Genomic DNA, 20,782 nt, shown 5'->3' with positions numbered 1-20,782 from the left:
TTCTGCTCGTCGGCTCTTCCCGGAACGGTGGCCCCCTAGGAACGTCAGCTCTTCTCGAAGCGGAAGCCGACGCCCCGTACGGTCGCGATGTAGCGGGGGTTGGCGGCGTCGTCGCCGAGCTTCTTGCGGAGCCAGGAGATGTGCATGTCGAGGGTCTTCGTCGACGACCACCAAGTGGTGTCCCAGACCTCGCGCATCAGCTGGTCCCGGGTGACGACCCGGCCGGCGTCGCGGACCAGTACCCGCAGCAGGTCGAACTCCTTGGCGGTGAGCTGGAGTTCCTCCTCGCCCATCCAGGCGCGGTGCGACTCGACATCGATCCGGACGCCGTGCGTCGCGGGCTGCGGTGCGGGCTCCGTGGCGCCGCGGCGCAGCAGGGCCCGGACGCGGGCGAGGAGTTCGGCGAGGCGGAAGGGCTTGGTGACGTAGTCGTCGGCGCCGGCGTCGAGGCCGACGACGGTGTCCACCTCGTCGGCGCGGGCGGTCAGCACCAGGATCGGCACGGTGTGACCCTCGGCACGGAGCCTGCGGGCCACTTCGAGGCCGTCCATCCCGGGCAGCCCCAGGTCGAGCACGACCAGGTCGATTCCGCCCTGGAGGCCGGCGTCGAGCGCGGTCGGACCGTCTTCGCGGACCTCGACCTCGTAACCCTCCCGACGCAGGGCACGGGCCAGCGGCTCCGAGATGGATGCATCGTCCTCGGCGAGCAGTACACGGGTCATGGAGTGATGGTAGTCCGCGCGGGGCGGATGCCGTGAGGTGATCCAAAAGCCCTGCGGGTCTGCGAAATAAACGGATCTTCGCCTTTGAATGTGAGGGCATGGTTCCATCAGAACCTGTGATCCAGCTCTCAAGTCCGTTCATATCCGGCTCTGTCGTGTCGTATGGTTGCTCGACGCCTGTTGCACTACTCAAGGACCCTTGGGCAGCTTTTAGCGCCGAGGGTCTCTTTTGTGGGCCGACTGGTACCCGCCAGTCGCGAATTCAGTGAATGACCTGTGGCCGGGCCCGGAGCGTGAGGATGCGCACCGGGCGTGGATCCCGACACGGTCGGTCCCCGTCTCCTTCAGCCGACTCCTCCGTGAGCCGGGTGGTCGGGGCGAATCCCCTCTCGGGCGTGAGGGGTGGGACGTGCCCGTGCCGGTGCCGGCCTCCCCCCACCGGGCGCACCACGCTCACAAGGCGTCGCGTCCCGAGCACACAAGGATCGACCATGGCGTCCAGCCTGACGAAGGACCCGGCCAGTACTTCTGGATCCGCGAAGACCTTCTTCGGCCACCCCCGCGGCCTGGCCACTCTCTTCATGACGGAGATGTGGGAGCGCTTCAGCTTCTACGGCATGCGGGCCCTGCTTCCGCTCTACCTGGTCTCCAGTTCCGGCCTGCACATGAACGCGGCCACGGCCACCGCGATCTACTCCATCTACATGGCGATGGTGTACCTGCTGGCCATGCCCGGCGGCTGGTTCGGCGACCGGGTCTGGGGGCCGCGCAAGACGGTCACCATCTCGGCCGCGATCATCATGCTGGGCCACCTGACGCTGGCGCTGCCGGGCTCGGGCACCTTCTTCGCGGGTCTGGCGCTGGTCGCACTCGGCTCCGGGCTGCTGAAGGCCAACATCTCCACGATGGTCGGCCACCTCTACAACGGTCCGGACGACGCCCGCCGCGACGGTGGCTTCACCGTCTTCTACATGGGCATCAACCTCGGTGCCTTCGCCGCGCCGCTGATCATCGGCACCATCGGCGAGAAGGTGAACTGGCACCTCGGCTTCGCCATCGCCGCGGTCGGCATGGCGCTGGGCCTGGCCCAGTTCCTGATCGGTACGCGCCACCTCAGCGCGCGCAGCAGCGTCGTCCCGAAGCCGCTGTCGGCCGAGGAGCGCCGCACGACCCTGCGCAAGGGTCTGCTGTGGCTGATAGTGGCCGTCGTCTTCTACGGCGTCCTCGTCGCCACCGACGTCTACACGCTGAACTGGGCGCTCGTCCCGATCACCGTCGCCGGTCTGCTCATCCCGGTCGCGGTGCTGGTGCGGATCAAGCGGGACCGGGACCTGTCGAAGACCGAGCAGTCGAAAATGTCCGGCTACATCTGGTTCTTCGTCGCCGCGGCCGTGTTCTGGATGATCTACGACCAGGGCGGCTCCACGCTGTCGCTCTTCGGTGAGTCCTCCACCACCAACAGCCTGTTCGGTGTGGACTTCCCGACCTCCTGGTACCAGTCGGTCAACCCGGTCTTCATCATGGCGCTGGCCCCGGTCGTCGCCTGGATATGGCTGGCGCTGAACCGGCGCGGCAAGGAGCCGAGCACGGTCGTGAAGTTCGGCTCGGGCCTCTTCCTGGTCGGTGTCTCCTTCCTCGTCTTCATGCTGCCGCTGACCATGGCGACGGACGGCGACAAGGTCAGCCCGATGTGGCTGGTGTCGATCTACTTCCTGCAGACGGTCGGTGAGCTGTGCCTCTCCCCGGTCGGCCTTTCGGTCACCACGAAGATGGCGCCCGCGAAGTACGGCAGCCAGATGATGGGGGTCTGGTTCCTCGCGGTCACCGCGGGCGACTGCACCACCAGCCTGATGTCGCTGGCGGGTGTCGACCTGAACAAGAGCGGCATGGTGGGTCTGGAGGCGGCGCTCGCGATCATCGCCGGGTTCGCGATCTGGATGTACCGCAAGAAGGTCTCCCGGCTCATGGGCGACGTGCGCTGACGCGCTGACCGCATTCCGCCCGCGCAAGGGCCTCCGCACCGGTCGACGGTGCGGAGGCCCTTGTGCTGTTGTTGGCGGAGGCCCTTGTGCCGTTGTTACGGGAGCCGGCTCACCTGGTGCCGCGCAGCCTGCGCCACGGGGTGAAGGTGAACACGGCGCCTCCCAGCAGGATCGCCGTGCCCGCGACCAGGCCGAGGGCGCGCAGGGTGCCGTTGTCCTCGGCCCCGGTGGCGGCCAGTCCGCCCGAGGCGGTGCCACCGGCCGCGGAGCCGCCGGTGCCCGTGGAGCCCGAGGTGGCGGAGCCGGAGGCGCCGCCCTGCTGGGCGGTGGTGTCGAGCTCCAGCGACGGGGTCACCGAGCCCTTGACCTTGCACGGGATGTTGATCTTCGAGGCGCCCAGCGTGACGTCGATCGTCAGGGTGCCGGGGCTGAGCGTGGACTTGCCGGACGCGCCGGGCTTGTACGTGCCGGTCATGTCGGCCAGGTCGACCGGCTTGCCCTGCTCCAGCGGTTCGGCGTTGGCCGGGCCGGTGACCTTCACCGAGCCCTTGTCCGCGCCGCCGATGGTGACGTCCATGGACGGCTTGAGCGCACCGGCCGGCAGCGCGGCCGGGCTGTCCATCACGCCCTTGGCCGTCTTGACCGTGAGGGCGTAGCTCCCACCGCTCTTCTTGGCGTTGATCGTCACCTTGGAGGCGATGTCGGGCGGTCCCGGGGACGTACAGGTGAAGTTGACCGAGACCTCCTTGCCGGGGAAGTCGGTCTGTCCGCCGCCACCGCCGGAGCCCGAGGTGGAGCCGCCGGAGTCACCGCCGCCGGAGGTCGTGCCACCCGCGGTGGTGCCCGAGGTCGTGCCGCCCGCGGTGGTGCCGGAAGTGGTGCCGCCCGCGGTGGTGGAGCCGCTCGTCGTACCACCCGCGGTGGTGGAGCCGCTGCCGTCCGTGACCTTGATGGTCGCGCCCGGCTGCACGGTCTCCTTCGGGCTGCACTTGGTGTCCGTGGAGATCGGCTTGGAGACGTTGATCTTGTAGGCGTCCGGCGTCAGCGTGATCTCACCGGCCTTCTCCAGCTTCAGTGTGCCCTTCATGTCGGGCAGCACCATGGCGCTGTTCTTGGGGATCGGCGGGTTCTGCCGCGGGCCTTCCATCTGCACGGTGCCGGTGGCGGCGCCGCCGACCTTGAGCGTGCCGGTCGGCTTGACGGTGTCCTTGTCCAGATCGAGGATGTCGGGGTTCTTGGAGGCGGCCTCGACCGTCTTCCACACCACCTCGACGGTGTCCCCGACCTTGGCCTCGGCGGGCGCGGTCAACTGCACCTTGGTCGTGCCCTGCACGGCCGGCAGCCCCGAGATGGGCGGCGGAATGCACTCCGTCGCGTACGAGACGTCGGCGGCCTGTGCCGGACTCGCGGCCAGCAGCATGCCCGCGCCGCCGAGCATCATCGCGACTCCCGCCGCGACCGTCCTGCGATGCGTACTCACGAATGTCCCTTCGTCGTCGGTCTGTTCTCTGACGGTGCGGAATCGGGTGTGAACCACGGCAGCGCGGCTGTCGTGGAGGCCGGGCCGTCGGTGGGCGCGGCCGTGGGGCCCTCGGCGGGCCTCTGCGTACGGCGCGGCTTCGGGGCCTTCGCGGTCGTACCGGCCCGTCGCAGCGGGCGGCGGCGCCGGGCGCTGCCCGGGGCGCGCGAGGAGCGGGGCCGTACCTTGTCGACGACCGCCATGCCGATCCGGAACACGGCGGCCGGTACGACGAGGCACAGCAGGATCCAGAAGACCGTGACCCCCCAGGGGCGGCCGACCCCCCACGGCTGCTCGGCCAGCACCTTGCCGCCGTACTTGAGCGAGACCTGGTAGTCGCCGTGGGCGCCCGCCGTCAGTTCGACCGGGAGCTTGATCTGCGCCTTGCGGCCGGAGGCGATGGTGCCGCGCCACTGCTGCTCCTCCCACTGCGGGGCGAAGACGCCGTGCGCGGTGCCGACCTCGAAGACCGGGTCCTTGACGGGGGCGGAGCCGAGGTTGCCCACGGTGAGGACCAGTTGCCGGGCGGGCGGGGCGCCGAACCAGGTGAGGATCCCGCTCTCGCCCTCCAGCCGAGTGGTGGCGAGCACCGCGAGCCGGCCGTCCCCGGTCTCCTTCGGCAGCGCGGCGAGCGGGTGGCCCGCGACGACGAACACGGCGTCGGCGGCGGCCTGTTCCCCGGTGACGGTGGCGACGTGCACCACGCAGGGGCAGGGCACGGGCGGTTCGGCGACCGGCATCTTCTTGCGGAAGGCGCCCTTGCCGTCGGTGGTGACGGCCCGGCCCTCGGCGTTGGCGCAGGAGTTGGTGCCGCCGATCACGCCCCGGTCCGGCGTGGACCGTCCGCAGATCAGCATCATCAGCAGGGCGTTCGGCCGCCACCCGCCGCCCTTCACGGTGATCTCACCGCCCTTGCCCGCCTGCTGCTCGGAGAGGGTGACCACGGGCTTCGCCGCCGCCCTGGTGTCCGCCGCGCCGGCCCCGGGTGCGGAGAGCATCAGCAGAGCGGGCAGCAGGGCCACGAGCAGCGCCGCGAACGACGCGGCGCATGGCCTCGTGGCCCTCCGGTGGCTGCCGCTGCGGAGTGCTGCCGGTCCGGCCTGTCCAGTCACGATTCCGCTCCCGCCTTCGCCAAGTGCCTGCTCCCTGAGTGCTGCCGACCGCCTGGCGGCCGTACGGACGGCTCGCCGGCGTCGGTGCCGGTGCCGGTGCCAGTGCCGGCGTCGCCTCGCTGCTGCCGGCGCGCTCGCCTGCGCCGGTACGCGTACGTGCCCGCGCCCGCGCCAGCCAGGACCAGCAGTGCGCCGGCGGTCAGCGGCGCCCACGGGACGAAGACGGCGCGGGCCGTCGCCTCGCCGTGCGCGCCGCCCTCCGCCATGACGCGCAGCCGTACGGTCGCCGAGTCGAGCGCGGGGGCGTCCCGCCACGGCTCGGTGAGCCGGAGGCGCTGTCCGGGCCGCAGCTCCACGGGCAGGGTGCGGGCCCCGCGCCGCAGCAGCGTCCCGAACACCCCGTCGGCCCGGACCGCGAGCCGCGGGGCGAGGACCGCGTTGCCCCGGTTGACCAGCGTGTAGTGGATGGTCCGCCCGGACACGGTGACGTCCTCGACGGTGAGTGCGGCCAGCGTCGGCCCGCCGACCCGCAGCCGGACCGGCACACCCACCGTGCGGTCGCCGCCGCGCACGACGATCGCGGCGGGGCGGTCACCGGGCGTCGCGCCCGCCGGAACCGTGACGGTGAACGGCACATCGGCCCGGGTGCGGGCCGGGACGGTCACCTCGGCGGCGGCGGTCCGCAGCCAGCGCCCGGCCCCGGTGGCGCCCCTGCCTCCGGAACCGCCGCTCCTCGCGTCGTACCTGTCGGCGCCGCTCAGCCGCACGGTGACCGGGGACCGCCCGGGGTTGGTGACGGAGATCCGGTCCTGGAGAACGGTGCCGGGCGGGCCCTCCAGATAGAAGTACGGTCTGCCGCCCGTACCGGAACCGCTCACCGCGGGCTGCGCCGTCCATGAAGCAGCGCCCGTGTGCGGCGGCGTCCGCGGCGCGGCACCGGCGTCCGCCGGTGTCATGGCGAGGGCGCACAGCAGTACGGCGAGGGCGAGTCGGGCGGCGTGACCGGTCGGCGACGGCATGGGCGGCTCCCTGATGCGTGACGGCGGCGGCTGGATCGCGGGACCGGGTCGCTCCGGATCCGGCCCGGCCCGGCAGGAACGGCCCCTATCGGCCCGCGGCCCCCTGCCCGCGCCTGGTCAGCCAGAGCACCCCGGCCGCACCGGTCAGCAGCACCGTGCCGCCCAGCGTGCCGAGCGCCACGGCCGAGTCGAGCGGGCCGGTCTTCGGCAGCTGCCCGCCGCCGTCGTCGTCCGGGGCACCCTGCCCGTTGCCCGCGGCCGTCACATCGAGCTGGAGCGACGGTCCCGGCTTGTTGGCGGGGGTGCAGGTCGTGGTCGTACCGAGCGCCTTGATGGTGAGCACTCCGGCGGTGAAGTCGACCTTGCCGCTCTTCTTCGGGGTGTACATACCCGACAGGTCACTGATCTTGATGGGGGTGTTGGCGGGTATCGCGGCGGAGTTCGGCGCGCCGGATACCTGGACCCGGCCGGAGTCGGCGCCGCCCACCTCGATGACCGCGCTGGGGCTCATCGCGCCCTTGCCCAGTTCGACGGGGCTGGAGGAGACGCCCTTCTGGAAGGACATGGTGAGCCGGTAGCCACCGCCGCTCTTGACGCTCTTGATGTCGATGGGCGACACGGCGCTCTTGTCGCCGATCGGGGTCTTGCACTTGTAGTCGACGTCCACGACCGTGGCGTGGGCGGCGGGCGCGGCCATCAGCACCACCGTGCCCGCCAGCGCGGACGCCAGCGCGAGAGCTGTTCGCTTCTGGTAGGACACCTGAGTTCCCCTCATGCCGGAAGTCGCCGCACGCCGGTTCACACCGACGCGATTTCCTGACGACACATCAGATCGGGCGCTCAAGGTACGCCCGGCAACTTGTGGAGGGAAGACAAAGAGCGCGCCGATCCGGCGCGCTCCTCGGTGCTGCGAACGACGGGGCGGCGCGCCCCGGGGGTCCCGCCGGTCCCAGGGCCTCTTCGGCCCCGATCCGCGGGACGGACCTACGCGGATCCGGCGGACATGCTCGCGCGGATCCCCGCCGGACAGGCCTGCGCGGATCCGCCGGACAGGCCTGCGGGGATCCCCTACGCGGGGGCGGCCAGCTCCGCCCAGACGGTTTTCCCGGACCGGCCGGGCACCCGCTGGACGCCCCAGTCCAGGCAGAGCCGCTGCACAATGAACATGCCGTGCCCGCCGGGCCGCCCGGCCCGGTGCGGGGTGCGCGGGGCGGGCTGTCCCGCACCCGAGTCGGCGACCTCCACCCGCAGCACCTTCGCCGTGCAGGCGATGCGCATCTCCTCGGGCCCGTCGGCATGCAGGCAGGCGTTGGTGACCAGCTCGGAGACGACCAGCAGGACGTCCTCGGCGGCGGCCCGGCCGTCGGCGCTCGAAGCGGGGAGCCAGCCCCATTCGTGCAGCGCCTGGCGGGCGAAGTCGCGGGCGGTCGGCACGATGCCGCTGACCCCGCGCAGCGACAGGGTGAGCCACTGCCGCTCGGCCGGTTCGCAGGAGGCCGCACCGGCACCCGTGTCCGGGTGCGCCTGAACGCCGACGTCCTCCGGCTCGCGGCCGAGGTCGCCCGGCGGATGCTGCCGGGTGGTGCTCATCAGCGCTTCACCTCACCGATTCACCATGTCGCCATCGAACAATTACAAGTACACATACAGAGTGTGGTGGTCGCCCACGGCCCCGCCGGATGACTCCTGCCCGGCCGAATCGTGACAACACCCACTTCGTCTACGCGGATCGCGTGACACGGGCAACACGAGGGGCGCCCGGGGCCGCGAAACGCGCCGCGGTCACACGTCCAGGGCCGCTTCGAGGGAGTCATGGACGGTGAAGACCGCCTCGGCCCCGGTGATCTCGAAGACCCTCGCCACCACCGGCAGCATCCCGGCCAAATGGACCCCTCCCCCGCCCGCTTCCGCCTTCAGGCGGGCACCGAGCAGCACATTGAGCCCGGTGGAATCACAGAATTCGAGTCCCGAGCAGTCGACCACCAGGCGCACCCGCCCCTGCTCGACCGCGTGCTCCAGGGGCTCCCGCAACAGATCCGCCGTGTGGTGATCCAGCTCACCCACCGGCGTCACGACCTCGCTGCGCCCTTCGGTCCGGACCTCGACCTGAAGTCGCCCCCGGTTCGCACTGCCGACCGTCCCGCGGTCCATGCCCGTCCCTCTTCGCCGTTCGTCACTGTCTGCGCCTTCGCGTGCGCAGATACGTATGTGCTGCCTCTGACGTTCTTGAAACAGTACGCGGTCTGTGCGCCACGCGATACCCGAAGACCTCAACAAACCGGACATATAGCGGTAATTGGCGCTTGTAACTGTCCGTCCGAAGCGGGTAAGGGTAGGAGGACACCCAAAACACGGCCGGCTTCGGAGGCGCCGCTTCACCGCAGGAACACGTATGGGCATCGGCAGCCATATGCCGAGAACGATGGAGGAGACCATGTCACCCCGGCTCGACGGACCGCGTCCCCACAACGCGACGTCAGCATGTCCTCAGGGACTGACCCACTCAGACTCCCCTGCCGCGAGCGCCGAGCACGGCACCCGCAGCAGCACCGGTACCGGCACAGGTACCAGCACCACCACCAGCACCATCAGCGCCACCAGTGACACCGCCCACGCCGACGGCTCCGGCCACACCGGCGGCTTCGACCACGGCGTGAGTGACGGTCTCGAAGGACTTCCCGAGATCCCGCCCTATGACGAAGTGGGGCCGCTGGACGCCAGGGCACTGTCGAAGACGCTCTTCGAGCGGCTCGAATCCCTCGAAGAGGGCACCCACGAGTACTCGTACGTCCGCAATACGCTCGTCGAACTGAACCTGGCCCTGGTCAGGTTCGCCGCCTCCCGGTTCCGCTCCCGCAGCGAGCCGATGGAGGACATCGTCCAGGTCGGCACCATCGGTCTGATCAAGGCGATCGACCGCTTCGAGCTCAGCCGCGGCGTGGAGTTCCCGACGTTCGCTATGCCGACCATCGTCGGCGAGATAAAGCGATTCTTCCGCGACACCAGCTGGTCCGTGCGCGTCCCGCGCCGACTCCAGGAACTCCGGCTCGACCTGGCCAAGGCGGGCGACGAGCTCGCCCAGCGACTGGACCGATCGCCCACCGTGGGCGAGCTCGCCGACCGCCTCGGCATCACTCGCGACGAGGTCGTCGAGGGCATGGCCGCGAGCAACGCGTACACCGCGAGCTCGCTGGACGCCAAGCCCGAGGAGGACGATCACGAGAGCGCGCTGGCGGACCGCATCGGCTACGAGGACCACGGGCTCGAAGGCATCGAGTACGTCGAGTCCCTGAAGCCGCTGATCGCCTCGCTGCCACGCCGCGACCGCACGATCCTCTCGCTCCGGTTCGTCGCCAACATGACGCAGTCGGAGATCGGTGAGGAGCTGGGCATCTCGCAGATGCATGTGTCGAGGCTGCTCTCCCGCACCCTGGTCAAGCTGCGCAAGGGACTGACCCTGGAGGAGTGAGCGGACACGCCCCACGGCCCGCTGCGGGAACCGCGTGACAGGAACCGTGTGACAAGAACCGCGTGAAAGGACCCGCCTCGACATGAGGCGGGTCCTTCCGTGTGTCCGACGTTCCGTCACCACCCGGCGACCGGTGACTGGTCACCGGTGACCGATCACCGGCGACTGGTGACTGGTGATCGGTGGTTCAGACGACGCGTTCGCCCCGCTGCCAGACCGCGTGGACCAGCGGGACGCCCGGCCGGTAGGCGAGGTGGACGTGGCTGGGGGCGTCGAGGAGGGTCAGGTCGGCGCGGGCGCCGGGGGTGATGCGGCCGATGTCCGTACGGCGCAGGGCCGCGGCGCCGCCCGCGGTGGCGGACCAGAGGGCCTCGTCCGGCGTCATGCCCATGTCGCGTACGGCGAGGGCGATGCAGAAGGGCATGGACGACGTGAACGACGAGCCCGGGTTGCAGTCCGTGGAGAGGGCGACGGTGGCGCCCGCGTCGAGGATGCGGCGGGCGTCCGGCCAGGTGGCGCGGGTGGAGAACTCGGCGCCGGGAAGCAGGGTGGCGACGGTGTCGCCCTGGGCCAGGGCGTCGACGTCGGCGTCGGTGAGGTGGGTGCAGTGGTCGGCGGAGGCGGCGTCGAGCTCGACGGCCAGCTGGACGCCGGGGCCGTGGCCGAGCTGGTTGGCGTGGACGCGGGGGTGCAGGCCCTTCGCCATGCCCGCGGTGAGGATCGCGCGGGCCTGGTCGCCGTCAAAGGCTCCCTTCTCGCAGAAGACGTCGATCCAACGGGCGTACGGGGCACAGGCGTCGAGCATCGGCCCGGTGACCAGGTCGACGTAGCCGGCCGGGTCGTCGGCGTAGTCCGGGGAGACGATGTGGGCGCCGAGGTAGGTGACCTCCTCGGTGTGCCGGGCGGCGATGCGCAGGGCGCGGGCCTCGTCCTCGACGGTGAGGCCGTAGCCGGACTTGGTCTCGAAGGTGGTGGTGCCCTGGCGCAGCGCCTCGGCGAGGTAGCGGGCGACGTTGGCGGCGAGCTGTTCGTCGGTGGCGGCGCGGGTGGCGGCGACCGTGGTCCGGATGCCGCCCGCGCTGTAGGCGCGGCCGGACATCCGGGCGTTGAACTCCTCGGTGCGGTCGCCCGCGAACACCAGGTGGGAGTGGGAGTCGACGAAGCCGGGGATCAGTGCCCGGCCGCCCGCGTCGACGGCGTTGTCAGTGGCGGGTGCTTTGCTGGATTCACCGGTCCAGACGACCCGGTCGCCCTCGATGACGACGGCCGCGTCCCGGACCGTGCCCAGGGGGGAATCCGGGTGGAGGGAGGGGTCGTTGGTGACCAGACTGGCGATGTTGGTGATGGCGGTCGTCGTCATCGGGGTGCTGCTCTCCTTGCGGGGGTCCGGCATCAGCGGTGCAGGGCGGCGATGGCCGAGGCGAGTGCCGCGGGTACGTCCTCGACGAGTGTGTGCCGCCCGTCGCGCACGATGTGCCGGCCTGCCACGAGCGTGTGCCGCACATCGGCCGCGGAGGCGGCGAATACGACTGCTTCGGCAGCCAGTCGGGGTACCGGCCCTGCTGTTCTGACGGAGTCCAGGGCGACGGTCGCCAGGTCTGCGGGGGCGCCGGGTTCGATGACGCCCGCCTCCGGCCGGCCGAGCGCCGCGTGTCCGTCGACGGTGGCGGCGCGCAGCAGGGCGGCCGCCGTCCAGTGACCGCGTGCCCGGGTGCGCAGGCGCTCATTGAGCTCCATCGCGCGGGCCTCCTCGAAGAGGTCGATCACGGCATGGCTGTCGCTGCCGAGGGAGAGCGGCGAGCCGGCCCGCTGGAGGGCGACGGCGGGGCCGATCCCGTCGGCGAGGTCGCGTTCGGTGGTGGGGCACATGCAGGTGCCGGTCGCCGAGGAGCCGAGCAGCGCGATGTCCTCACCCGTGAGGTAGGTGTTGTGGATGCCGGTGGTGCGCGGTCCGAGGACGCCATGGTCGGCGAGGAGCCGGGTGGGTGTGCGGCCGTGGGCGGCGAGGCAGGCGTCGTTCTCCGCGGTCTGCTCGGAGAGGTGGACGTGGAGCGGGGCCTGTCGTTCCTCGGCCCAGGCGGCCACGGTGGCGAGCTGCGCGGCGGGCACGGCGCGCACGGAGTGGACGGCCGCGCCGATCAGGGCGTGGTCGGAGCCCTTGAGGAGGGCGGCGCGTTCGGCCCAGGCGTCCGCGGTGATGTCGGAGAAGCGCAGCTGGTGCCGGTCGGGCTGCTGGTACTGGGTGGGGCGCTTGCCGAATCCGGCGGAGAGGTAGGCGGTGTCCAGCAGTGTGATCCGGATCCCGGCCTCGCCCGCCGCCGCGATCAGGGCCTCGCCCATCGCGTTCGGGTTGTCGTACGGGGTGCCGCCCGGCGCGTGGTGCAGATAGTGGAATTCGCCGACCGCGGTGATGCCCGCCAGCGCCATTTCGGCGTAGACGGCGCGGGCGAGTTCGTAGTACGAGTCGGGGGTGAGCCGGGCGGCGACCTGGTACATGGTCTCGCGCCAGGTCCAGAAGGTGCCGGAGCCCACCTGGACGGTGGAGCGCAGGGCGCGGTGGAAGGCGTGCGAGTGGGTGTTGGCGAGCCCGGGGACGGTGAGCCCGCGCAGCACCGTTGCGCCCGGCGGCGGGGTGACGACGCCGGTGCGGACGCCCGCGATCAGCCCGCCGGAGACGTCCAGGGCCACGCCCGGCTCGACATGGGTGCCGAGCCAGGCGTGGGACAACCAGTACGTCACGGTGGCGGGCCTGCCCGCCGGTTCCGTTGTCAGCTGCACGCGAGACCTTCCAGTACGTCGGCGAGTGCGACCACCCCGGCCACGCAGTCGTCCTCGGCCGCGTGTTCGGCCGGCGAGTGCGAGATTCCGGTGGGGTTCCGTACGAACAGCATGGCGGTCGGTACCGAAGCGGACAAAATACCCGCGTCGTGTCCGGCGCCGGTCCCGAGGACGGGCACGGCACGGCCGGCGTCGCCCCGGCCCGCGAGGATCTTGCCGAGCTCGTCGCGCAGGGCATGCTCGAACTCCACGACGGGGGTGAAGGACTCCCGTACGACGTCGAGGTCGATCCCGGCCCGCTCGGCGTGTTCCCGGGCGGCCCGCTCGATGCCGGTGACCACGGCGTCCAGGCGGTCCTGGTCGGCGGCGCGGGAGTCGAGCCAGCCCCGTACGAGGGAGGGGATGGCGTTGACCCCGTTGGGCTCGACGGTGATCTTGCCGAAGGTGGCGAGGGCCCCGGCGAGTTCCGCCTCGCGGCGGGCGGCGAGCACGGTCTCGGCGTACGTGAGCATCGGGTCGCGCCGGTCGGCCAGTCGGGTGGTGCCCGCGTGGTTGGCCTCGCCCCGGAAGTCGAACCGCCAGCGTCCGTGCGGCCAGATCGCGGAGGCGATGCCGACCGGGTCGCCGGTGAGGTCGAGGGCGCGCCCCTGCTCGACGTGGAGCTCGACGAACGCGCCGATGCGGGCGAGCCGTTCGGGGTCCGGGCCGATGGTGTCGGGGTCGTACCCGGCCGCCTCCATGGCCCGCGGCAGTGTGATGCCGTCGCCGTCGCGGAGCCGGTGCGCCTCTTCGACGGTCAGCTGTCCGGCGGCGAGCCGGGAGCCGACGCAGGCGAGCCCGAAGCGGGCCCCCTCCTCGTCGCCGAAGTTGCTGATGGCCAGCGGCCGGGTGAACTCCACTCCCCTGCGGCGGAGTTCGTCGAGCGCGGCGAAGGAGGAGACCACGCCGAGCGGCCCGTCGAAGGCGCCGCCGTCCGGTACGGAGTCGAGATGCGATCCGGTGACGACGGCGTCCCCGGCCAGGGGATCGCCGAGCCAGGCCCACTGGTTGCCGTTGCGGTCGACCTCGTAGCCGAGCCCGCGCGCCTCGGCCTGGGTCCGGAACCAGGCACGGCAGTCGACGTCGGCGCCGGTCCAGGCGTAGCGCCGGTAGCCACCGCTGTCCCGGTGCCGGCCGATGGGCAGCAGCTCGCGCCACATGGCGCGGAACGAGGACGAGTCGCCGCGGCCGCCCGCCGCGGCGCCGACGCCGCCCCCGGAGTTCGCCCCGCCCTCGGGGTTCGCCCCGTCCCCGGTCCGAAGGCTCACTGGGTGTCCTCGGTCATCGGCACGCGCACGCCCTTGTCCTCGGCGACGGACTCCGCGATGTCGTACCCGGCGTCGACGTGCCGGATGACGCCCATGCCCGGGTCGTTGGTGAGCACCCGGCGGATCTTCTCGCCCGCCAGCTTCGTGCCGTCGGCGACGGTCACCTGTCCGGCGTGGATGGACCGGCCCATGCCCACGCCGCCGCCGTGGTGGATGGAGACCCAGGAGGCGCCGGACGCCACGTTGACCATGGCGTTCAGCAGCGGCCAGTCGGCGATCGCGTCGGACCCGTCGAGCATGGCCTCGGTCTCCCGGTACGGGGAGGCCACGGAGCCGCAGTCCAGGTGGTCGCGCCCGATGGCCAGCGGGGCGGCCAGCTCGCCGCTCGCCACCATGTCGTTGAACCGTTCACCGGCCCGGTCGCGCTCGCCGTAGCCGAGCCAGCAGATGCGGGCGGGCAGCCCCTGGAAGTGGACGCGCTCGCCGGCCATCTTGATCCAGCGGTGCAGCGACTCGTTCTCCGGGAAGAGCTCCAGCATCGCCTTGTCGGTCTTGTGGATGTCGGAGGCCTCGCCCGACAGGGCCGCCCAGCGGAACGGGCCCCTGCCCTCGCAGAACAGCGGCCGGATGTACGCGGGGACGAAGCCGGGGAAGTCGAATGCCCGCTCGTAGCCCGCGAGTTGCGCCTCGCCGCGGATGGAGTTGCCGTAGTCGAAGACCTCGGCCCCGGCGTCCATGAAGCCGACCATCGCCTCGACGTGCTTGGCCATCGACTCCCGTGCGCGCTGCGTGAAGTCGGCGGGCTTCTCGGCGGCGTACGAGGTCATGTCGTCGAAGTCGACCCCGAGCGGGAGGTACGCCAGCGGGTCGTGCGCGCTGGTCTGGTCGGTGACGATGTCGATCGGGGCGCCCTCGGCGAGCATCCGGGGCAGCAGCTCCGCCGCGTTGCCGAGCAGGCCGATGGAGAGCGGGCGGCGGGCGTCCCGCGCCTCGGTGGCGAGCTGGAGCGCGTGCTCCAGGGAGTCGGCGCGCACGTCCAGGTAGCGGTGCTCGATCCGGCGCTCGATGGCGCGCGGGTCGCAGTCGATGCAGATCGCGACGCCGTCGTTCATGGTCACGGCGAGCGGCTGGGCGCCGCCCATGCCGCCGAGTCCGGCGGTCAGGGTGATCGTCCCGGCGAGGGTGCCGCCGAACTTCTTGGCCGCCACCGCCGCGAAGGTCTCGTACGTGCCCTGGAGGATGCCCTGTGTGCCGATGTAGATCCACGATCCGGCGGTCATCTGGCCGTACATGGTGAGCCCGAGCGCCTCCAGGCGGCGGAACTCCTCCCAGTTCGCCCAGTCGCCGACCAGGTTGGAGTTGGCGATCAGGACCCGCGGCGCCCACTCGTGCGTCTGCATGACACCGACCGGGCGCCCGGACTGGACGAGCATCGTCTCGTCCTGCTTGAGCGTCCGCAGGGTGCGCACCATCGCGTCGAAGGAGCGCCAGTCGCGGGCCGCCTTGCCGGTGCCGCCGTAGACGACGAGCTTGTCGGGGTGCTCGGCGACCTCGGGGTCGAGGTTGTTCTGGAGCATGCGCAGGGCGGCCTCCTGCTGCCATCCCAGGGTGCTCAGTTCCGTACCGCGCGGTGCCCTTACGGGGCGGGGTCCTGACATGGCAATGCCTCCTCGCGACTGTAAGCCTTCTATTCACATCCTGGAGGTCTGAATACTCGTAGTCAACAGCCCCGCACCGTCGCACGTGGACGGGCGACCCGCGCACGGGTCGCCCGGTGCTCCCGACGCGCGCCCTCCCCGCGCCTCCGTACGCCCGGGGCATGTGCCGGTGGAAAATGCCCGAACTCCTTTCCGGCGCAAGCACGTTGCGTAGCCTCGTGGTCACATTCGCACACCGGAGCCGGGCGGGGTGCCCGCATGCCCGCGGCCGCTCCGCCGCACTGGCTCGAAGACGCGCTCAAAAGACACCCGGGAGGTCCCTGTGATCCGAGCACTCAGACTGCGCGCAGGTACGAAGCGGCCGATGGCGGCCGAGGCCGAAGCGGAGGACGTCCTGGCCGAACTCCGGCGATTACGGGCCGGGGCCCCGCTCGTGTCCGGCGCCCTGGTCGCCGGTATCGACGGGCTCGTCCTGGCCCACGACACCCCGGACATGGCGCTGGAGCGAGTTGCCGCGCTGACCGCGGCCGCGCTCGGCGTCGCGACGCGGATGACGGAGGCGACCGGCCGGGGCGGCTTCGGTGAACTTCTCGTACGGGGCGAGTCCGGCTGCGTCGCGTCGTACGCCGCGGGGTCCTCGGCCGTACTCACGCTGCTGGCCGAGGACGGGGTCGATGTCGCCGCTCTCCACCTCGAAGGACGCCGGGCGGGTGACCGTATCGGCGAGCTGATCGACGACGCACGGCGTCGCGCCGCCCGACTCGCGCCCCCGGCCCCCGCTCCCTGGCAGCAACCCCGGTCACAGCCTCCGCAGCCGTCCCGGCGGCAGCCCCCGCAGCCCCCGCAGTCCGACCCGTTGCCGCCCCGCCCCTGACGGCCGAGGTCCGGCGGGCGGATTCAGCGCCGGCGCCGTGCCCCGCCGGGCGCGGCGTCCCCCGCCATCGGCCCGGTGGTCCGGTACCCCTCGACCCGCCTGCCCGCGGGCCGGCCGCGCTCCGCCCAGTCGGTCCGCACCCAGTACAGGGCGTCGTCCCGCTGCTCGCGCCGCCCGATCCGGACGGCCTTGAGCCAGAGCCCGGCGCCCGCCCCGGCGAGCACCATCCCGCCGGCCCCGGGCAGCACGAACGCGCTCGCCACGGCGGCCAGGAACGCCCCGAGCAGCCACCACCGGCGCCCGCGCCGCCAGTTGCGTACGGTCACGGCCCGGTCCTGGAGGAAGTCGGACCGCCCGGCCCGCGTGGCACCCCCGGCCAGCTCCGCGTACCGGCGACCACGCGCGAGCGCCACCACCGCCGCGGTGATCAGGAACAGCGCGGCCCCGGACAGCAGGCCGATCCGGCGCCCGGTGAGCCCCGGCACCAGCGCGCCGATCGCCGCCGCCAGCAGCCCCGGCCACCACAGCAGGGCTGCTCCGGCCCGTACGATCACGGCCACCCTCGCCAACGACTGCGCTCCGCGCCCCACGTCCGTACCCCTCTCCGCAGCTCCTCGTGAGCCTTTCCGGCCCGGAGATTAGTGGCCGTAGATGAGCGATACCTGAGAAGTGACTTCAGAGTGCCGACGAGTTCGCGCGGGAGCCGCCCCGGTCGCACTCTCAGCGCATGATCCCCACCAGTCCGTCGCCGCCCTCGGCGCACCGGAACCGGCCGGCGCAGCAGCGCGCCCAGCCGTCGGACTCCGTGTCGGTCAGGGTCAGTTGTCCCCATGTGTCGCCCACCGGGGCGTCCCCGCCCAGCCGCAGCCCGAGCGCGGGCACGGCCACGGCGGTGGCCGGTTCCGGCAGCCGCACCGTCTCCGGGAGCACCGCGAGCACCTCCTCGGCCGGGTGCCCGAACAGATCGGCCCCGTCCCACACCACGCCCGTCGCGTCCGCGTCCGGCGCCGGGCGCACGCGCCGCACCTCGACACCCGCGAGCCCGCCGGCCGCGTCCGGGCCGCCACCGGCCACGGTCAGCCGGAGCCCGTCGAACTCGGCCACGGTGTTCCACCCGGGCTGGAAGAGGTAGCCGCCGAGCCACGCGTCGTGGGCATGGCGGAGCTCGGGGTAGTCGCCGATCGTCAGCGACCCGCACCGCAACCCCAGGTGGACCCCGTCCGCAGAGGCCGTCAGCAGGTCACGGGCCGCATCGGCCCCCGTCCGGAATCGCAGCACCCCGGCCCCGCCCGGCAGCATCACACCGATTCCCGGCAGCAGTTCCAGCACCGCGCCATTCTCCCCGGCCCGGACGACAGCCCCGGGGTCCGTCACTCCACGAAGAGCCCCCGCGCCGCCGCCCTCGCGTCGAACTCCTCCAGCCTCGCCTGCGCGTCGGGCAGGTCGTCGCACATCGCCTCCAACAGCACCCGGCCCAGCAGCATCGGCGCGCACGCCGTGTCGAAGGCGAGACCGGTGCCGACGGCGGCCGGGATCAGCAGATCGCTGTATTTGGCGACGGGCGCGAACGCGGAGTCCGCCACCGACACGACGGTCATCCCCTGCTCCTGCGCGTACGCGAGCGCGTCCACGACCTCCCGCGGGTGCCGGGGCAGCGCGAAGCAGATCAGCGCGGAGGCGCCCGCCCGTCGCGCGGCGTCGATCCGGTCGCGCAGCATGCTGCCGCCCTCGTCCAGCACCCGGACATCGGGGTGGACCTTGGCCGCGAAGTACCCGAAGCCGCGCGCCTGCGAGGAGGCGGCCCGCAGCCCGAGCACCGGCAGCGGCCGCGAGGCCGCCAGCAGCCTGCCCGCCCGCTCGACGGGGCCGGGATCGGCGAGCAGCTCGGCCAGGTGCCGCAGGTTCTCGATCTCGCCGAGCACCGCCTGCTGGTACTCGTTGTACGTGTCGTCCCCGCCGCCGGGCACGGACACGGGCTCGGTGGGCGCGACCTCCCGCAGGTGCTTGCGGAGCGCCGGGTAGCCGTCGAAGCCGAGCGCCACGGCGAAGCGGGTGACGGACGGCTGGCTGACCCCGGCCAGCTCGGCCAGCTCCACGCTCGACAGGAACGGGACGTCCCCGGCCCTGCGCACCATCGAGTGCGCGATGCGGCGCTGGGTGGGGGTGAGCCGGCGCCCCTCGAAGAGCTGCTGCAACCGCGCGGCCGGGCTGCTCCCGCTCATGCTGTCCTCTCGGTAGATTCCGGCGCACCGCGATCCGGCGCCGACAAATCCATTCAGCCAGCAAGGCGTCTGCATGTCCATATGCAGCCGGAGGTGCGGGCCGGACGCAGGCCAGGCTCCGGGCCGGACGCAGGCCGGGCCGGACGCAGGCGAGGCTCCGGACCGGACGCAGGCCAGGCCGGACGCAGGCCAGGCTCCGGACCGGACGCAGGCCGGGCGCCGCCCCAGGGCCCGCCGCTCAGGGCGTGTCCGTGCCGTCCAGGATCTCGACGACCGAGACCCAGGACTCCCATCGCCGCGTGAACACCCGCAGCGTATGGCCGCCCGGCACGGTCCCGGCCCAGGCGACGGTCGCACCCCGGTCACCCCGCCCGTCGTCCGGTGCGCTTCCCGGTGTGCGTCGCAGGCCGTCCGCCTCCAGTCCGGTGTGCACCGTCCCCAGCTGTTCCCGGGCCGTTGCCACGTCGTCGTACTCGACGAGGCACTGCCGGGCCACGGCGTTGTGCCCGCCCCGGTACTCCCGGCTGTAGCCGACCCTGTCGGGCGCGCCCGTCCGCGGTGACGTGACCTGGCAGAAGGTACCGAGACCCGCCCGGTCCAGGAGGCCGCCGCGTGCGTCGGAGCCGACCGGCCGTCCCTCGTTCTCCTTCCAGTGCCACGTGCCGTACAGGGGCACTTCCTCCGCGGGCAGGGTCCGGACCGTGCCGTTCTCGCGGAACGGATTGTCCGGCGCGACGGCCACCGCGCCCCGCTCGTGCTGCCGGTCCGTTCCGGCCGGCAGCAGGATCCATGCCCCGGCGGCCATCAGTACGGCCGCGCACAGTGCCGCCGTACTCGCCCTGCGCCGCGCCCGGCGTCGTTGCCCCCTCTGCCGGATCTCCTCGGCGGCGGGCAGCCGCACGACGACACCGTCCAGCAGCTCCTCGACCTCAGCCATGGCCGGCCCCCCTCACACGCCCGGCGGTGGCAAGAGGATCGGCCAGCCGCTCGCCGAGAACCTTGCGGGCCCGGTGGAGCCGGGTCCGTACCGCACCGTTCGACACCCCCGTCTCGCGCGCCACTTCTTCCACCGGCAGGTCCAGCAGATGGTGCAGGACCACGGTCCGGCGTTGCTCGGCACTCAGCTCGGCGAGCGCGTCCATCAGCGCCACCCGGTCCGCCGAGAGGCCGGGGATGTCCGAGGGCGGCCCGTGCCGGAAGTGCGCGCGCACCCGGTTGCGCGTCCTGCGCCAGGTGCTGATCGCCAGCCGGATCGCCACTGTCCGCACCCAGGGGAGCGGGTCGCCCTCACGCACCAGCCGGTCCCAGCGCTGCCACGCCCGCACATACGCCTCCTGCACCGCGTCCTCCGCCTCCGCCAGATCACCCGTCGTCGCGTAGACGGCGGCGACCAGCCGCTTGGCCGTGGCCGTGTAGAACGCGTCGAAATCCTCGGCCCCCGTCAGCATCGTCCTCCGTCCGTTCATCGCCCAGGAACTGTTCTCACCGGATACACGCACCGGCGGGGCCGGATGTTACGGACGGCTTTCCGGTCTCCTGCCGGTTTCCCCCTTGAGGCGCTCAGCCAACGAGGCGCTGAGGCGCTCCCCCGGGGAAAGAGGGGGGACAGCCCCACTGCGCGCGAGGCCGCCGGCTCATAGCGTGAAGGGCATGAAAGCCGGAGACCCCGAGCTCAAGAGCGAGCTCGATGCCGCCCTGCATGCCCGTAGTGAGCTGGGTTCGGAGTACGAGCCCGCGCTCGTGGAGTCTTTTCTGGAGAAGGTCGAGCAGCAGCTCGACAGCACGCTCCACCGCCAGGTCCGGCGCCATCTCGCCGAACAGCGGGTGAACGTCGCCAGGGGTGCGCGCCCGCCGCAGCCCCTGGGGAATTTCGGCGAACGCTACGGCTTCGGGATCATCTCGCTGATCCTGGCCGTCCCGCTCTCGGCGATCGGCGCCTCGACCGCCGGCACCGGAGGTCTCGTCGTCGCCTGGCTCGGGATCATCGCGGTCAACGCCGTGCACGCCGCCCGCAGCTGGCCCTGGTTCTCGCGCCGCCCGGGACGTACGGACTCCGACTGGGAGGACTGACGGCCGGGGGCCGCGCAGCCGTTTCAGAAGCACAGCCCGCTTCAGAAGCA

20 protein-coding genes are annotated in these 20,782 nt (G+C 72.1%); 4 read left to right on the top strand and 16 right to left on the bottom strand.

Going from position 1 to position 20,782, the window contains the following annotated elements; translation table 11 throughout:
- Positions 1-44: 44 nt before the first annotated feature.
- Positions 45-722 carry a response regulator transcription factor gene (locus ABZ622_RS13435; protein ID WP_072488330.1) on the bottom strand — a complete coding sequence of 226 codons (678 nt, stop codon included), beginning with the start codon at positions 720-722 and terminating at the stop codon, positions 45-47.
- A 491-nt stretch (positions 723-1,213) separates the two neighbouring features.
- Between ABZ622_RS13435 and ABZ622_RS13430 the strand changes: the two genes are divergently transcribed.
- Positions 1,214-2,704 carry an oligopeptide:H+ symporter gene (locus ABZ622_RS13430; RefSeq protein WP_360542530.1) on the top strand — a complete coding sequence of 497 codons (1,491 nt, stop codon included), beginning with the start codon at positions 1,214-1,216 and terminating at the stop codon, positions 2,702-2,704.
- Positions 2,705-2,813: 109 nt separating this feature from the next.
- On the opposite strand, the gene ABZ622_RS13425 is transcribed toward ABZ622_RS13430, so the two are convergent.
- From ABZ622_RS13425 to ABZ622_RS13400, 6 genes are all read right to left on the bottom strand, one after another.
- Positions 2,814-4,142, bottom strand: coding sequence for a hypothetical protein (locus ABZ622_RS13425; RefSeq protein WP_360542648.1), 1,329 nt, complete (start codon positions 4,140-4,142; stop codon positions 2,814-2,816).
- Positions 4,143-4,180: 38 nt separating this feature from the next.
- Positions 4,181-5,251: a hypothetical protein gene (locus ABZ622_RS13420; RefSeq protein ID WP_360542646.1), complete on the bottom strand. Its 1,071-nt coding sequence runs from the start codon at positions 5,249-5,251 to the stop codon at positions 4,181-4,183.
- An 80-nt stretch (positions 5,252-5,331) separates the two neighbouring features.
- Complete coding sequence (locus ABZ622_RS13415; protein ID WP_360542528.1) at positions 5,332-6,354, bottom strand: hypothetical protein; 1,023 nt, start codon at positions 6,352-6,354, stop codon at positions 5,332-5,334.
- Between the two features lie 85 nt (positions 6,355-6,439).
- Complete coding sequence (locus ABZ622_RS13410) at positions 6,440-7,114, bottom strand: peptidase (RefSeq protein ID WP_360542526.1); 675 nt, start codon at positions 7,112-7,114, stop codon at positions 6,440-6,442.
- A gap of 308 nt (positions 7,115-7,422) precedes the next feature.
- Positions 7,423-7,944 (bottom strand): ATP-binding protein, encoded by a 522-nt coding sequence (locus tag ABZ622_RS13405; protein WP_360542524.1) that lies wholly within the window; start codon positions 7,942-7,944, stop codon positions 7,423-7,425.
- Positions 7,945-8,136: 192 nt separating this feature from the next.
- Positions 8,137-8,505, bottom strand: coding sequence for an STAS domain-containing protein (locus tag ABZ622_RS13400; protein WP_266915448.1), 369 nt, complete (start codon positions 8,503-8,505; stop codon positions 8,137-8,139).
- 283 nt (positions 8,506-8,788) lie between these two features.
- On the opposite strand from ABZ622_RS13400, the gene ABZ622_RS13395 reads away from it, so the two are divergent.
- On the top strand, positions 8,789-9,823 hold the full coding sequence (locus ABZ622_RS13395) for an RNA polymerase sigma factor SigF (RefSeq protein ID WP_360542644.1): 1,035 nt from the start codon (positions 8,789-8,791) through the stop codon (positions 9,821-9,823).
- Positions 9,824-10,010: 187 nt separating this feature from the next.
- On the opposite strand, the gene hutI is transcribed toward ABZ622_RS13395, so the two are convergent.
- The 4 genes from hutI to hutU all read right to left on the bottom strand — a co-directional run bounded on the left by hutI (position 10,011) and on the right by hutU (position 15,566).
- Positions 10,011-11,183, bottom strand: a complete 1,173-nt coding sequence (gene hutI, locus ABZ622_RS13390) for an imidazolonepropionase (protein ID WP_360542522.1) — start codon at positions 11,181-11,183, stop codon at positions 10,011-10,013.
- 32 nt (positions 11,184-11,215) lie between these two features.
- The gene (locus ABZ622_RS13385; RefSeq protein WP_360542520.1) at positions 11,216-12,601 is read right to left on the bottom strand and encodes a formimidoylglutamate deiminase; all 1,386 of its coding nucleotides are present in this window, start codon (positions 12,599-12,601) and stop codon (positions 11,216-11,218) included.
- Positions 12,592-13,800 (bottom strand): allantoate amidohydrolase, encoded by a 1,209-nt coding sequence (locus ABZ622_RS13380; protein WP_360542642.1) that lies wholly within the window; start codon positions 13,798-13,800, stop codon positions 12,592-12,594. The genes ABZ622_RS13385 and ABZ622_RS13380 overlap by 10 nt, the downstream gene beginning before the upstream one ends.
- 104 nt (positions 13,801-13,904) lie before the next feature.
- Positions 13,905-15,566 (bottom strand): urocanate hydratase, encoded by a 1,662-nt coding sequence (gene hutU / locus ABZ622_RS13375; protein ID WP_360542518.1) that lies wholly within the window; start codon positions 15,564-15,566, stop codon positions 13,905-13,907.
- A 364-nt stretch (positions 15,567-15,930) separates the two neighbouring features.
- On the opposite strand from hutU, the gene ABZ622_RS13370 reads away from it, so the two are divergent.
- On the top strand, positions 15,931-16,440 hold the full coding sequence (locus ABZ622_RS13370) for a roadblock/LC7 domain-containing protein (protein WP_360542640.1): 510 nt from the start codon (positions 15,931-15,933) through the stop codon (positions 16,438-16,440).
- Between the two features lie 23 nt (positions 16,441-16,463).
- Here the strand turns inward: ABZ622_RS13370 and ABZ622_RS13365 are convergent, their stop codons facing one another.
- The 5 genes from ABZ622_RS13365 to ABZ622_RS13345 form a co-directional block, all read right to left on the bottom strand.
- A complete protein-coding gene (locus ABZ622_RS13365; protein WP_360542516.1) occupies positions 16,464-17,030 on the bottom strand; it encodes a hypothetical protein in 567 nt (188 codons plus the stop codon).
- A gap of 130 nt (positions 17,031-17,160) precedes the next feature.
- Positions 17,161-17,769 carry a hypothetical protein gene (locus ABZ622_RS13360; RefSeq protein WP_360542514.1) on the bottom strand — a complete coding sequence of 203 codons (609 nt, stop codon included), beginning with the start codon at positions 17,767-17,769 and terminating at the stop codon, positions 17,161-17,163.
- A 41-nt stretch (positions 17,770-17,810) separates the two neighbouring features.
- Complete coding sequence (locus ABZ622_RS13355; protein WP_360542512.1) at positions 17,811-18,662, bottom strand: MurR/RpiR family transcriptional regulator; 852 nt, start codon at positions 18,660-18,662, stop codon at positions 17,811-17,813.
- Between the two features lie 238 nt (positions 18,663-18,900).
- Positions 18,901-19,599, bottom strand: coding sequence for a hypothetical protein (locus tag ABZ622_RS13350; protein WP_360542510.1), 699 nt, complete (start codon positions 19,597-19,599; stop codon positions 18,901-18,903).
- Positions 19,592-20,128 (bottom strand): SigE family RNA polymerase sigma factor, encoded by a 537-nt coding sequence (locus ABZ622_RS13345; protein WP_360542508.1) that lies wholly within the window; start codon positions 20,126-20,128, stop codon positions 19,592-19,594. Before ABZ622_RS13345 ends, ABZ622_RS13350 begins: the two co-directional genes overlap by 8 nt.
- 184 nt (positions 20,129-20,312) lie before the next feature.
- Between ABZ622_RS13345 and ABZ622_RS13340 the strand changes: the two genes are divergently transcribed.
- Entirely contained in the window at positions 20,313-20,732 is a 420-nt protein-coding gene (locus ABZ622_RS13340) for a hypothetical protein (protein WP_360542506.1), read from the top strand.
- Positions 20,733-20,782: the final 50 nt, after the last annotated feature.

Origin of the sequence: Streptomyces sp. NPDC007164, from assembly GCF_040634135.1 — a bacterium.
In the GTDB taxonomy this organism is placed as follows: Bacteria; Actinomycetota; Actinomycetes; order Streptomycetales; family Streptomycetaceae; genus Streptomyces; species Streptomyces sanglieri.
Note: the sequence above shows the minus strand (reverse complement) of the source record. Positions and strands in the feature narration are given on the sequence as shown.